We start from the raw sequence: 16799 nt of genomic DNA, 5'->3' as shown, positions 1-16799 counted from the left end.
AGATAATCAAGGCTCTAAGAGAGCATTTTTCCCCATGCGTTTAAGTGGAAGTAGAATATATCCAAGTACAGTTCTCTTCCCCGTGATGATGTTCACCCCTGCTTCCATTCCTGGCATAATAGGCAAGTTTGGACCAAGGCGATCTTTGGAGGCTTTGATTTTAACTGCGTAAAAAATCTCACCTTTTTGATTCGTAAAACTATCGGGGCTGATGGAGACAAGCTCACCCTCGATCATGCCATAACGCGCATAATCATACGCGGTGATTTCGATGTTCGCTTTTTGCCCCATCCAGATACGTCCGCGATCTGACGCTTTGATGTTCGCTTCGATCATCAAACCCTCTTCAAGCGGTGTTATCTCAGCCACTTTATCACCCGGTTTAATCGTTCCGCCCACCGTGTGAAAGTAAAGAACATTCACGATGCCATTGACGGGAGAAGTGATGAGAAGGCGCTTCGTTCTATCAATGCTTGCCTCACTTTGCTGTGAAAGTTGGCTTAGTTTCAAACGTACGTCTTTAAGGTCATTGAGAAGTTTTGATTGAATATCAGAACGAATTGAGCCTAGTTCGTGCATCGCTTCTTTATACTTGCCTTGTGTCACAGGAATAAGATTTTTCACCTCGTCCACTTGCGTAATGAGATTTTGTTTTTTGCTCATCTCAAAAAGATACTCTTTACGCGACCCCGCACCCGATTTCATCAACTGTTCGGTAATGGAGGTGTTTTCCTGTGCCATATTGAGCTCTAACGAGAGGTTTTTTTGCCTGCTTTCTAGCTCTTTAAGCTCATACTGTCTTTGTTCGACTTTTTGCTGAACGCCACTGAGACGTTCTGAGTTATTGAGCTTTTCACTGCGAAAAATTTGCAATTCATTGTTGACAATTTCAGGGTACTGCTCCGTGACATCTTTGTCAAAGACGAGTTCTGTATCGTCAATTAAACTCATCAATCTCTGCTCTTTTGCCTGCAAGGAGACACGATCCAGATCTTTGCCTTTGAGGTCGGCTGTAAAAAAGGCTTGATTCAGCTGATAAATCGGCTGATTGATCGCCACATTATCACCCTCTTTGACCAAGATTTCAGAGACAATTCCCCCTTCCATGTGTTGAAGGATTTTTGTCTGACCAGAGGGGACAATTTTGCCATTTCCCCGTACCACTTCATCAATTTCACTAAACGCTGACCAAAGAAAGAACACCAGAAAAAAGAGCCCAATAGGCACAACGGTAATGTAATAATTCCAGCGCTTTTCAATCATCATTTTGTTGATCATGGCTGTTTACCCTGTAACTGTTTTAAAATCTCATCGCGAGCGCCATCGGCAACGATGCGACCATTGTTAACCACCAATACTCTATCGACCAGCTCAAGGGCTGCAAAACGGTGCGTGATGACGATAAGTGTTTTCTCTTTCACCATCGGTTTCAGATGCTCGACCATCTCTTTTTCTAACCCCACATCCATGCCCGTCGTTGGCTCATCCAACACAAGAATAGCAGGGTCATTAATGAGTGCTCTCGCCAATCCCACTAAATGGCGTTGACCCACAGAAAGCCTGCTACCATTTTCACCGACTTGGAAGTTTTCGCCCTCGCCTGAGCGTTTGACTAGCTCTTCAAGCCCTGTCATCGCAAGAAGTTTGATGAGTTTTTCTTTGCCAATATTCACACCAATTTCAATGTTCTCTTTCAGTGTCCCCGCAAATAAAAATGGCTCTTGCGGCATAATACCAATGTTAGCACGAAGTTCGACTGGATGAATGGTGTTGATCTCATGCCCATCGATATGAATGGTGCCAGATTGCGCGGTATCAAGCCCTGAGAGAAGCCGTAAAATGGTACTTTTCCCCGCACCCGTACGACCAATGAATCCTACTTTTTCACCTGGTTTTATTTTAAATGTTGCGCTCGCCAGCGAAGGTGACTTGGAGCCTGCATAGGTAAAGATCACATTGTTAAACTCAATCTCACCTTGCAAGGCCTGAATACCAATTTCAATCGATTTTTGCGTCTCTAGAGGAAGATGCCAAAAGTTATTGATCGATTCTAGTGACTCTTTGAACTCTTTGTATTTGCTCAAAATGGTTGAGATATTGACAATAGGAACCATCGCTCGCCCAACCAAAATACTGAGTGCCACAAGTGCGCCAATAGTCATGTTTTTATCTTGAATCTCATAAACACCCACAACGAGCGTTAGAACCGTCGCCAACTGCATCACAACGGCGGAGAGATTCATCGCCAAATTAGAGTGCATCTGAATTTTGAGATTGATAAAATTGTAGAAATTAACCAACTGTCGCCATTTAAAAAGTCTTCGGGTAATGGCATTGGTCAGCTTTAACGTCTCGATGCCTTTGATTGTTTCAAAGAGGTAGTTGTGCTTCATTTGCCCATCATGAAAAAGCTTTTTGCTCCAGCTAAAAATAGTCACTTGAAACGCAAGGTTAATACCAACGATAATAAGTCCACACAACAGTGTCACCGCAGCAATGGCAGGAGAAATAATAAAAATAACCAAAAGGGTTAAAAAGACAAACGGTAAATCAAGCGCCAAACCAATGCTTTTTGACATAAAGAAGTCTCGAATTTGAGCAATTTCTCGAAATAAATTGGCTTTTGAACCTGCAAGCAAGTGGTCATGCCCACTTTGAATCAGAAGAAGCCGTTTGAGCATCTCTTCTTCCAAAATGCTACCAATGCGCTTACCCATGCTCTCCAAAATATAGACCCTAGCCATTTTAAAAATCGCATCAAAAATAAAAATAAAGGTTATACCAATCGTTAAAACAAACAGCGTTTCGGTCGCAAAATTAGGAATGACACGGTTGTAAACATTCATCGAGTACATCGGGATGAGAATAATAAAAAGATTGATAAAAACCGTTAAAATACCCACACGAACAATGTCAGCTTTGGAATCCAAAAGATGCTTCCAAAACCACTCTTTCTCCTTTGTTTCATGCGTCAAAACATTTTTATAGGAGACCTCTTTGTAAAAAGAGAGCAGCGTGCAGAAACGCTGTTGAAGCAGAGTAATGTCCATTTCCTCTTTTTGTTCTGTTAATGGATTAAGAAGGGTAATGACCCCGTCTTCAAAAGAGGTGACAATGCCAACATCATCATTCTCGGCAATGACAATACACGGGAAAAGATGCGAATGAACCATATCGGAAGAGAGTTCCATCTCTTCAAATTGAAGTCCAAAATCACAAGAGCCATAACGCAAATCATCCACACTTGTTTGCTTTCTATCGTGCGCTAAAATGGTCTGAATCGTCTCAAATGAAACGTTGCCATAGTAAAAATCAAGAATGTATTTAAAAGCCAGTAGCAATGTATCGTTTTCGTTACTTCTGCTTTGAATAGGTGCTGTTGATTTCATTTATATCCTAAACTGTTTGTACATGTAACGTCAAACCATTATCTAAAACATGATCGCCCGCAGTCAAAGACGTAACACTTTGATAGGTTGTTTCGTTTGAGAGATGAATATAGGAATCTTGTGATGCCGTAGCACTTATCACCAATGTTAAATCGTTGGTACCACCCGTGAAGCTTTTAAGAGCATTGGCATCTATCGTTACCCCTGAGCCACTAAGCCCAAGACTACTGATGTCTAACGTCTCAATATTGCTAAAGGCATTCGTATCAAATGTAGCACCACTCGCTACGGCAGAAGATGTAAAGCTTACCGTATCCGTGCCCGTTGTGCCATCAAAGTGTATTTTGTCCAATTGGCTAAAATCAAGCACCAAATTATCCGCTCCTGCGGTACCGGTAATGCCCAATTTATCGGAGCCCAATCCTGCTACATTTTCACTGTGAATATTCATAGAAGCTTCACCGTTAACCGCAACGCTACCACTACCGCTAAGCGTTGTTATCTTACCTGCACCTAGATCATTATAGTCAAGTGTCGTTGTCGTTCCACTCGCAACACTGAGCGTTTCAATACCTGAAAGAGTGTTACTACTTAAATTCATACTTGCCGTCGTATAAAGGGTATCGACTCCTGCGCTATCATTTACATTCATTGCATAATCAATGGTCGTACTATTCACACCAGCACCTGTATTGAGCTGTGTTATACCGCTTGTACTGGTCAAATCTACGGAGCCTGTGTAACCGCTAAGATCGAGTGTCTCGACATTGTGTATTTTGCCAAAATCTGCCGCTGTTAGTGCTGTATTGCCAGTGACACTTAATGTATCAGATGAACCTCCCGCTAAATCAACACTAGAAGTTACATGTAAAAAGCTACTGTTCAGTGTTAAGGATTCATTGCCACCAGCACCCGCCACAGACGTCGTGGTCGCACCAATCGTTGCACCCGAAATATCAACATTTACACCGCTTTCGAGAGTAATCGCATCGACATTGGTCAATGTTTGAGTATAGGTTGTCCCACTCGTAAAATTGATGGTTTCACTACTTAAAGATGCAGCCATATTTGACCATGTAAAGCCAAGATTGCTATCAACATCAACGATGAGTGATCCTGTGCCTGTGATGGTATGTCCAGAGACAATATCATCGGTAGTATGCATCGTACCACTGGAGATATTTAACGTATCAACATTGCTCAAGTTTCCTGTATACGTGCCTGTTCCACTCCAATCCACATTGAGGGTTGTTGCTCCTGCCACATGCGAAAAATCAGCAGTAAGTGCGGCATCAAGATTGGTTACGCTCAGTGTTCCTGAACCATTAAGCGTGTTACCACTCAGCACAGAAGCGTCTGCACTTAGAGTAACACCTGAAGCCACGGTTGTCGTTGTAGCGGAAAGTACTCCGTTGTTAAAGGTCGCATTTTGGTTTACATTGATCGTTTCAATACTGGTGATATTGCTCATATTGAATGTTAAGCCGCTTTTATTGATATTAAGGACATCACCGCCACCACCACCACCATCAATGCCTCCTGATAAATTGCTATTTAAAGAGGACAAAATGTTAATAGTATCATTACCAAAACTTGCAAAAATAGTAGTAGAGGCATTATCTACATTGTAAACATCATCATTCAAGGTTCCGGTTAATGTCTGAACACCCGTGCCATCGTTCACGGTAAAGGTACCACTGTAACCAGCCAGTGTCTTAATAGAAAGGTCCACATTAGCTACTGTTCCAACCTCAACGGTGATATTCCCCGTTCCGGAGTATTGGTTGATGGCATTTGCTTGCGCACCACTGAGTGTTACTAACGCACTTGTATTGAGCTTATCGAGCACAGTTCCTAGCGTTACAGCACTCAAATCAAGAGTACTAGCGACATTAAGCGTGACATTACCTGTAATCGCGTTGGTAAGCCCTGAAAAATTGTTATTCGCAGCTGTTGCGTCAGCGGTAATATCTAAAGCGCCAGCCCCTGAAATCGTCGCTGTTTTGCCATTAAGTGATGCTGCGCTTATGGTTGCAGTTACGCCGTTATCAACACTAACCGTAGAGAGTGAGCCTAAATTGCCACTAAAGGTTGAATTAGCCGTAAATTCAAGAGTTTTAGCTCCACTCGTTGTAATAGCTGAAAAATTATAAGCTGAATCCGCACTATGAATCACCACAATATTTCCAGCACCCGTAACGGCTTTACCCGTAACATCTGAAGCTTTAATGGTTAATGTCGCCCCACTTGCAACAGCGTAGCTTTCAATATTGCTCAGTGTTGCACCACTTAAATCAACACTATTCGCGGTAATAGAAAGCTGATCGACTCCACCACCTGCATTAATGGATGTATAGGCAGAATCAATTTTGATCGTCTCACTGGTTGTCGTATTGGTCGTCAATGTTGTACCATTGTAGTTGGTCAAATCAACAATTTCCATACCACTGATTTTTGTAAAGTCTATCGCATTGCTACCTGTGACGACAAGGGTATCTGAGGTTCCACTTGAATCACTGATAAGATCACTCGCATTGGTAAATTTTGCACTGTCTATGGTTATGGTTTCATTGCCCGTATTGCCATAAATTTTAAGTAGTCCATTGGTATCTTTACTCATGACACTAGCATCAAATGTACCTCCTGCAGAGAGTGTAAAGTTCGCTGTGCCACCACTGTTTACAGATACATGCGACACATCAGTGCCATTAACACTCGTCGCACTAAGTGTACCGTTGACATTGATTGTTTTGCCAGAAAGTGCTGTTGAAGGCACGGCTGTGGTAAGTGTAGCACCTGAGGAGATCGTTGTTATCGTTGCGCTACTAAGTGTACCACTCATAGCACTTGTGCCACTCGTGATATTAAGATTTTCAACATTGCTTAGATTGCTTGCATTAATGGCAACGCCTCCGCTGACATTGAGCGTATCAGCACCAGCGCCACCCACAACGCTGAGGTTATTGATCGTGCTATTGTTGATGGTATTTGTTCCACCCGCACTCACATTAACCGTTGTAAATCCACTACCTGCATTATTTGCCTCAGTTCCCAATGTCACTGTAGAACCTGCACCTAATTTTAAAATCTCCACATTCGTTACATTGGTTAATTGTGCATCGCTAATGGTTGCGCCCGCATCGGTAATTTCAAGCGTATCCGAACCGCTTGCATCTGAAATAGTATCGGCAGAGGTTAAATAACCACTGTTGATTTGGAAAGTGTCATTACCACTGCCACCTGCTAAAGTATCTGCGAGTGTTCCTGCAATGATGGTATCGTTTCCACTACCACCAGTTATGCTGTTGGAAAGAGTCGATACACCTGTGAGTGTCACGGCAGATGAAGCACTTGAGGCGTCAATGCTCACTTTGGCAATATTGGTATATGTTTTTGCATTGTTCATATTAAGGCTGGTAGTTACTCCCGTAACGCTGAGTGTATCGGTGGCTCCAGCAAAGCCGGTAAAAGTTGCAAGAGAAGTTGCTTGCGCTTGTGAAATGGTTAATGTTTGAGATCCCACACCTTGATAAAATTTAAGCTCTTCAACGCCATTAACTGAAACACTCGCTAGAGAAAAATTGCCACTTGCATCCATAAAAATAAGATCATTTCCACTGCTGCCTGTATCGTTAATGACATCTGCTGCAATATCTGCTGCTGCCGTAAAACGATACACATCGCCATCTTCTCCACCATCCATCCTATCGGTTCCAGCACTTCCGGTTAGCGTGTCGGCTCCAGTACCACCCAAGAGCGTATCATTTTTGCCACTACCGACAATCATATCATCCCCTGCGCCACCACTTAGTGTGATTGTTCCTGTGTATGACGTAAGCGTGGAGTTGAGCGTAATGGTATCATTGCTGCTGGTTCCATTGACTTGTAAAGCGCCCGCACCTGTCAAAGTAAGTCCATTTAATAGCGTTGAACTGCTCGCATTGTTGATCACCAAAGTACCCGCATCGGCAATACTCATTGTATCGCCGCTTAATGCACTGGCATCAAGGTTCAGTGTTTTTGAGCTTGCGACACTCAGATTACTCACACCTGTAATGTCGCCTGTAAAGGTTGTATTGGCATTTACATTAATAGTCTCGATGCCTGTTATATTTGAAGCATCTTGATTGGTTAAAGCATTGTTAATATTTAAAACATCTCCTGCAACAGCACTCCCTTTATAGGTACTTCCATTCGCATTTGTCGCATTAATCGTAACAGCAGAATTCATACCCGAAGCATCAATAGTCAATATTCCAGCATTTCCACTGGCATCAATGTTTAAAAGTCCCATAGTTGTAGCGTTTGCACCAAGGGCAATAGTGCCGGTATAACTGTTTAGATTTAAAGTATTAATGCCTGTGAATCCTGAAAGATTGGCATTCACAACATTGGTACTTCCTGTAATTTGCAAAATATCATTACTACCAGATCCTGCCAATTTTGCATTCGCAGTGGCATCGGTTAATGCTGTTGAGGTATACACAAACGTATCGATACCACTGCCACCAATAAGGCTGACACCGCTGAGTTGTGTTTCATTCGAACCAATGTTAAAAGTATTTGTCCCATTTGCAAGCCTGATCTGATCTATAAAGCTAAGACCACTAAACCTTGTATCGTCTGCGATGGTTCCAGCATTTAAGAATTGCACTATATCCGTAGTACTTGCACCACCACCCACAATATGATCGGCACTTGTAAGATTCGCGAGTGAGTAGTTATAGGTATTGGTGCCACTTGTTCCAGCATAGAGTGTTGCAACGCCTCCACTCACACTGCTCACATCAACGGTGACGGTATTGATTCCATTGGCAAGCTGTATTTTTTCAATACTTGAAACAGAACTGAGCATCGAGTCAGTCAGTGTCCCAGCTGTTGTAAACGACAAAGTGTCATTTCCTACAGCACCATCTATTTTATCAAGGCTATTAAAATTAGTTATGGCATAGTTAAAGATGTCATCGGAAGAACCACCAATGAGTTGTACCCCATTCAGTTGTGTTGTATCAAGGCTGATGGTGTTAGCAACATCAGCAAACTGAACAACCTCTATAGAAGATACATTGGCAAAAGCAGAAGCATTATTGAGTATTCCACCATCTCTAAACAAAATAGTGTCATTACCCGTATTACCATTGATTGTATCTGTACTTGTAAGCTCCGATGCAAACACATAAAGCTTATCGTCTCCAATGCCCATATCGATCGTATCGCTACCCGCACTCGCTGATGATGAAATGGTTGCTAGTGGGCTCATATAGATGACATCATCCCCTGAGCCTGAATTGATACTATTGTCATTGATATTGCCTACAATAGTATCGTTTCCGCTACTTCCATAGACCGTATTAAATCCATAAATGGTATCTATGGTTGCTGGAGTACCTACTAATTGTGCAAAGGATAGTCCAGCCGTTGCGTTAATATCGATATAAACAGCTCCAGCACCCAGTTCACTGTAATCTATTCTATCATTGCCATTAAATGTTGTAGCGTTATCACCGCCATAGAGAGTATCGCCATCAAGCATGCCGTAAAGCACATCATTTCCAGCATTGCCATAGAGTGTATCGGCAGAGCCATCTGCTGTATTAGCACTATTATAAGCAGAACCACCTCCACGAAGAACATCATCACCTGTGCCGCCGGTAATAATATCTGCTCCTACACCACCCGCTAACGTATCGTTGCCTACACCACCATCTATAGAGTCATCGCCTGCGGCACCAAAGAGTGAATCATTGCCTGCATTTCCCAAGATCGTATTGTTAGAAGCATTTCCTGCAATGATATCTGCACCGCTATTGGAGCCTGAAATATTTTCAATGCTATCAAGAAGTGTAACACTGCCTCCTCCTCCAGTTGCTTGGGCGGAAGTGAGCGCTAAATCAATCGTAATAGCGCCAGCATTGTAAAAATTTAATGTGTCTGTACCATTGCCACCTGTGATGGTATTGGTTGCGGTAGTGACATTTAGCTCAAACGTGTCATTGCCTTCATTACCATAAAGAGTATTGATGCCACTTTCACCGTTTAAGTAGTCATCACCCGTTCCACCATAAAGGGTATCATCGTTATTACCACCCCAAAGGCTATCGTTACCAAGCCCTCCATAAAGGGTATCATTTCCATCTTGTCCGTATAAAAAGTCATTACCTGTTTGGCTACCATCAAAATTACCATTTAGAAGGTTATCATCACCATAAATAATATCAGCTCCAGCACCGGCTAAAATTGTATCACCCAGTGCTCGACCTACAAGGGTGTTATTATTGCTATCACCAGTAATGGTATCGTTAAAATTGGAGCCAGAAATATTTTCGATTTCATAAAGGGCATCCGTTCCAATATCAGCTCCACTCGCGCTACTCGTCGCAAGATTGACAACCACACCCGCCGTTGAAGCATTGATAAAATCTACCGTATCTCCATTGGTCTGGGATGTCGTACCACCGTAGATTGTATCATTGCCTGCTGTCATGACAAACCAGTCATCACCACCGCTACCGCGTAACTCATCCGCAATGGCACTACCTGTCAGCGTATCGTTAAAATTTGAACCTAAAACACGTGAAAAACCACTGAGGGTATCCGTTCCACCCAATCCGTCAATGGCTGTTCCAGCGGTTAGATTGACGGTTACGCCTGCACTATCTGCGGAGTAGTCTACGGTATCCCATCCAGCAAGCGTGCCGATCACATCACCACCTACAAGTGTATCATTGCCACCATTACCCGCAATGGTATCATCACCTGCTCCACCGTAAATGGTATCATTGCCAAGCCCGCCGCTTAGGGTGTCATTACCGCCCCAGCCGTAAAACGTATTGGCATTAGCATTACCGATCATGGTGTCGCCATAACCAGAGCTTCCATAGACAACTTCAACGGTATTGGTAATAATATCGGTTCCTTCTGTTCCGCTTGATGTTCCCGTTGTCAAATTGGTAGGATCTACTATATCTGCTGTAATAACAACTTTTGCCGTTGCATTGCGGTAATCTGCTATATCAATTCCACCGCCACCATCTAGGGTGTCATCTCCTGCTCCGCCTTGAAGGACATCGGCTCCTGCGCCACCATAAAGCGTATCATTGCCTGCACTGCCAATAAGTGTATCGCCACTGTCTCCTGCGTAGAGCGTATCATTGCCAACCCCTCCATCAAGGGTATTGTGACCATCGGCTGTCGTGTGTGTATTGCCTACATTATCTCCGTATAAAACATCATTGCCATCATTGCCAAAGATCTGGTCAGCCCCAAGATTTCCGAAGATGGTATTCACCAAGCTATCACCATACAGGGTATCACCGGCATTGCCACCCGAAAGATTTTCTATATTTTGGAGAGATTGTGTTTCACCATTGCCATTGTTAATAATTTGCAATGTTGCAAGATTGACATTCACCGAAGAGTTTCGGCTTGAAAAGTCCATCGTGTCAATGCCAAGTCCACCATCAATCGTATCTGCGCCATTACTAACAAAAAAAGTATCGTTACCAGCAGCGCCTTTTAAGATGTTGGCATTTGCATCGCCCGTGATTTGATCGTCTCCAGAGCCACCGGTTATATTTTCAAATTCAAAGAAAATGCTTGCATTTGTATTGACAGTTCCACCCGTGGTTGACTGCGTACTCATATTGACAACCAGATTGGTTGCTATATCCGAAAAATCCAACGTATCACTTGTTCCTAAAACATTGCCCGTTCCATTATCGCCATAAAGGGTATCGCCGTCAATTGCGCCATAGACCACATCGTTACCAGTGCCGCCATAAAGGGTATCTACACCACCGCCACCGCGCAACGTATCGTTACCCGCTTCACCGTATAGTGTTTCACCTAGTGTCCCACCATTGATAATGTCGTTTCCACCACCCGTGTAAATTGTTTTTAAAATGCCTGTATCCGCACCCGTAATCGTATCGGCACCTGTTCCGGAACGTAAAATTTCAATCGTTGTTGTATCAACTACATCAAGACCATCACCGCTCACCATACCCATATTAAGCAGAGCCGTAATCGCAATATTGTTTGTCGCATAATCAAGCGAGTCAACACCTGCACCACCGACCATGGTGTCATTGCCTGCATCACCACGAAGCGTATCACCCGCATCACCAGCATATAATATATCAATCCCCGCACCACCTGCTAAGGTATTGTGCCCATCACCTGCGCCATGACTGTTGGTTATGTTATCACCATAAAGAATATCGTTACCACTACTACCGGTAATTTTATCTGCACCAAGATTACCATAGATGGTCATCCCCACAGTGCCGCCACTGAGCGTATCATTTCCGCTACCAGAATCAAAAATTTCTATGCCATTTAGGGTATCTGTTCCAATGCTATTGGTACTATCTGTGACGGTCGTTCCCGAAGTTAATGTCATATTAGAAGTAACGGCAGTATAGTCGATTTTGTCTGCTGTTCCAGTATCGGTACTCGCATTTCCTCCATAGTAAGAGTCTGCGACACCGTCTTTAGTGCCGATAATGAAATCGTTACCATCGCCTCCATAAACGAGGTCACTTCCTGCCCCGCCATCGAGTGTATCATTGCCTTCATTTCCGTAAATTTTATTGGCGAGGAGATCGCCAATTATCGTATCGTTTGCTTTAGAGCCGCTGACATCTTCAATATTTTTAATGACTTCATCATTACCACCACCTGACGCGCCAACCGTTACGGTTGCATAGGTGGTACTGTTTAAGGTAACATTGATTGCTTCAGATATTGCACTATAATCGATTATATCGGTACCTGCACCACCATCAAGGGTATAGGCACTTGCATCCAATGCCGTATTGACGCTAAAGGTATCTGCTCCAGCACCCGTCTTTATAGTTTCGATATTGCTAAAAGAGTCTTTAGCCGTAGCACTTCCACTTTGTGCAATAGTCTGAGCACCCATATCGACCGTAATATTAGTCGTAGCTGTATAGGCACTGTAATCTGCTGTATCGCCGCTAGTATGTGTTTGTCCATCTAAAAAATCGCCATCTAAATTTCCACTAAGCGTATCATCCCCTGCACCACCTTGAAGGGTGTTGACAACGCCACTTTTACCAATCAGAATGTCATTTCCCGTGCCAGCAATCACATTTTGAATATTGGTGACAGAATCGTATAGTGATGGTGTCGCATTGAGGTACGCTTTGGCTGTGTTGAGGTTTATGGTAGCATCCGCGGCAAATCCACTGTAATTGATGCTATTTTTCTCTAAAGCACCACTTCCTCCATCGATCAAATCACCGTCATAACCGCCATATATCGTGTCATTTCCCGTTCCGCCACTTATCTGGTCTGCACCGCCGTTACCCGTTAGTGTATCATCTCCAGCGCCTCCGGTTAAAATATTATTAGTGTTATCACCGACGATCGTATCGTTTTGTGCTGTTCCAATAATATTTTCTATGCCATACAATGTGTCGGTACCATCCGTGGTCGCATTGCCTATGACTTGTCCAGAACCACGCGTTAAGTCTGCATCGATGGCAGTGATAGAGGCTGAATAATTCGCGGTATCGTTACCACTATCGTGCGTGGTATCTGTACCACCAATAAACGTATCATTTCCAGCGCCACCGATAAAGGTATCATCACCAGCACCGCCTGTTAAAATATTGTTGCTACTATTTCCTGTTAATGTATCGTTTCCACTGCCTGTGGTTACATTTTGGATATTGCTCAACGTATCAGAATTGGTTGTGGTTGCTGTTGTTCCAGTAATGAAAATATTTTTAGAAGATAAGGAGAGATCGACCGTTAAATTTTGAGTTCTTGCAGAATAATCAGCTAAATTAACTCCATTTCCTCCGTCTAATACATCGCCATCTGTATTTCCCGTTAAGGTATCGTTACCATCTCCACCGGATAAAATATTGACGGAACCACTGCGACCTATCATGGTATCGTTGCCAGTAGTGCCATAGATCTCTTCAATGCTATACAGTGTATCTGTAGAAACAACCGCAGCACCATTTCTTAAATAAACAGCGTTTGCAGACAAATTTGCAAAAATATTATCAACGCTTGCAACAGCGACAGAGTAGTCAACTCTATCTGCATTTGAACTTGCATCTGTACTGCTTAACGTATCATTTCCATAATAAATATCACCCCCAGCACTCGCAAAAAAAGTATCGTTTCCGCCACTTCCTATAAGCGTATCAGATGAGTTTGAGCCCGTCATAACATCCGCTGAATTTGAACCTTTGATGATTTCAATACTTGTCAATGTATCGGTAGAGCCAAGCCCATCAACAACCGTCCCGTTAGCCAGAGTCACCGTAATCGAATTTGATGTCGAGTAATCCGCCATATCCTGCCCCAAACCACCATCAAGAGTATCTGCCCCAGCACCACCCATAAGAGTGTCTGCACCCGCCATTCCTTTGAGTATATTGGCGTTTGCATCACCAACTAATGTATCATTGCCAGTTGCGCCTACTATGTTTTCTATGTTGATGAGAGTATCAATATTGGTACTTCCACCAAGGGTTACATGTAAATTACCAGAAGAGAGCGAATAATCGATGGTATCGATACCATTTCCACCATCAAAGGTATCTGTACCGCCTGTGTTATTATTATGAGAAAAGAAAATATCGTTGCCATTTAGCCCCAATAATGTATTTGCTGTACCGCTCTTATCGGTTATCGTATCGTCGTGACTGGAGCCAAGGACATTCTCGATTGATAGAAGCGTATCTATATCACTACCGCCAGCAGTTGCCAAACCAGTGCTTAAATCAACACTAACACCACTTCCAGCATATCCATAATCAACCCAGTCGCTACCACCGCTACCACCATTTAGGGTATTAGCCAACTCATTTCCCGCTAATGTATCACCATAGCTAGAGCCAATAATATTTTCTATATTGAGTAAGCGATCTGTTCCTTCTCCTGTGGCAGAGCCTACATTGCCAGCCAATCCTAAATTGACAATGACTCTTGCTGATGAGCTACTAAAATCAACGGTATCATAACCGCTTCCGCCATCAATAAGATCATCACCCGTGCCACCTTTTAGGGTATCATTACCACCGACAATCGTTGCGAGGGTAGAACCTCCATCAACAATATATTCTCTACTCTGATCAGCCTCGACAACAAGCGTAGATGTGCTTAAAATAGGCGCAGAATCGCCATAAATCGTATCATTTTCAGATCCACCGCTTAAAACATCATTTCCACCATACATCGTAGTAGCGATAAGCGCGTCTACCATCATGTCGCCCACAATCGTATCGGCACCTGCACCACCACTGATCGTATCATCATTTGCCGTAACGCTCGTTGCTAAATGATTATAACCACCAATTAAAAGGTTGTTAGAGTTGTCGCCGCTTATAATATCTTTATACTGTGTTCCTGCAACATTTTCGACATTTAAAATAACGGTTGTTGCAGCAGATGCTCCAATATCTTTAATGCTACCATTCGAAGAGTTATTGAGTGTAATTTCAATACCAACGGCATTATTTGAAAAATCAATGGTATCAACGCCATCGCCACCATCAATTTTAGCATCGCGAGTACTACCAATTAACCAATCATTTCCTGCTTCACCGTAAAGATAATTTCCCCCACTACTTCCGCCATCAAGAGTATCATTACCCTCTCCACCATGAAGCATATTAGCAACCGTATTGCTACCAATGATTGTGTCATCAAACTTTGAACCAATCACATTTTCAACACTGGTTAATGTATCGTTGATATTAACCAGCGCCTCACCATTATATTCATCATTTGGAGCTGAATCTTCGATGGTCTGACCAGAGGCAAACCCTGTTTGAAGATTGACAATAACGCCTTGTGGGTGAGGATCGTTTGAGAGTCCACTGTGGGCTGATAAAAAAGTATCGCTGTAATTTTTAACAACAAAATCATAGCTAACAGTATCGATTCCATCGCCACCACTAATGACATTCGCCCCAGAACCACCACTAATTGTATCATTGCCCTTATCACCACTTAGCGTATCGTTACCAATATTGCCATAAATCGTATCGTTAGAGAGCCCACCATAAACGGTAGAGTCGTACTTGGATGTATAAATAATATTTTCATTGGGAGTGGTATCGACCACAAATCCAGTCGGATAATGTCCCGTATACGTATAATCAGCCTCTGTTGCAACTGTTTTAACAATGACACCCACATCTTTATAATTTGTTAATGTCACCAACTCTGGAACAACGACTTCTCCTTGCTTTGCAACAGGGACATTTGCCATATCAAACTGCGATGTTAAATTGACTTTCATCAAATAATCATAATTTAACGTCATATTGGCAGCATTTGGCTCATAACGAATGTAAAACTCTATGACTTCACCACCATCGGTTGCAGTTGATGTGAATCCTGTCCCTGAAGCAAGACTCCAGCCACCGCCCGTCGTATTGGCTGACGTAAAATCGGAATTGAGGATTTGAAATGCGTCTGTTAAACCTAAAACTGTAATATTTTTAATGGCAAAACCAATAGGTTGTGAGACACTAAGTCTCACCAATTTTGTAAGATAGGTATCATTAACAAGACTAGGATTATCTGCTGTAATCACCGTTGGGTACGCATCACTGCGATAATCTAACGTTTCAGGTTGAAATTGCGCCGCAGCGCTTTTGCTCACATTACCGAGGGCACTTCCTGTTCCACCTAATACCGTCGTGATTCCACCCGCTACGGCGTCTGAGCTTTTTATTTGATAAAAACCAAGGTCAAATGAGAGTGCAGCAGAAACATCAGCGACGTTGTCTTTGCTCTTGCTTTGCTCATCCATAAATTTATTTTTTTCACTACTATCACTCACAGCAGGGTTATTGCTCGTATATTCCGTTACCGCTTCGTGAAGATATTTTCCGCTATTCTCTTTGGTGTTCGTATTATCAAGCGGTTTGATAAAAGGCTGAGGGTCTACATAATAGGCATTATAGTCATTAACAGGGGATTCTTCTTTTTTAGTGTGTTCATCTTTAGCAGTATTTTGCTGTTCACTTTGAAGCGAGACAGGGCCTGACACAAGAACGGAGTCTTTGGGAGCTTGTCCAATATCTTGGATCTTATTTAAAATCTGCTCCACTTGCATGACCATGCCATTTGGCAATTTCACAACAGGAGCGTTGGTTTCAAAAACCATCATACCCAACGATACAAAGGTGATTTGTCCGCCATTGGGGAGTGTTGCGACAACATCGCCCCCCACAATTTGTAATTTTGCTTTTGAAAGATCAACACCTAAAGAGAGTTCATCCCCAGGACGTAAAAAAAGATTGATATTTTCTCCAGCAGCAGGAGGTGATTTGAGAGTCGTAGTGCTCTTACTGTAATTAACCTCAGATGTAGCAGGCATAACTCTTTCCCTCCTCCTTATACTTTAAACACTCTGTG

Annotated in this window: 3 protein-coding genes; all 3 read right to left on the bottom strand. The window is 42.8% G+C overall.

The features are described from left to right. Nucleotides 1-6: 6 nt before the first annotated feature. Genes N0B29_RS11495 through N0B29_RS11485 form a run of 3 tightly spaced genes read right to left on the bottom strand, consistent with a single transcriptional unit; the run spans nt 7 to nt 16761 of the window. Nucleotides 7-1278, bottom strand: coding sequence for an HlyD family type I secretion periplasmic adaptor subunit (locus tag N0B29_RS11495; RefSeq protein ID WP_263833876.1), 1272 nt, complete (start codon nt 1276-1278; stop codon nt 7-9). Then, on the bottom strand, nt 1275-3389 hold the full coding sequence (locus N0B29_RS11490) for an ATP-binding cassette domain-containing protein (protein ID WP_263833875.1): 2115 nt from the start codon (nt 3387-3389) through the stop codon (nt 1275-1277). The genes N0B29_RS11495 and N0B29_RS11490 overlap by 4 nt, the downstream gene beginning before the upstream one ends. A 7-nt stretch (nt 3390-3396) precedes the next feature. After that, on the bottom strand, nt 3397-16761 hold the full coding sequence (locus tag N0B29_RS11485) for a beta strand repeat-containing protein (protein WP_263833874.1): 13365 nt from the start codon (nt 16759-16761) through the stop codon (nt 3397-3399). Nucleotides 16762-16799 lie beyond the last annotated feature (38 nt).

Source organism: Sulfurospirillum oryzae (assembly GCF_025770725.1).
In the GTDB taxonomy this organism is placed as follows: Bacteria; Campylobacterota; Campylobacteria; order Campylobacterales; family Sulfurospirillaceae; genus Sulfurospirillum; species Sulfurospirillum oryzae.
The sequence above is the reverse complement of the archived record's forward strand: the minus strand, read 5'-3'. Positions and strand labels throughout refer to the sequence as shown.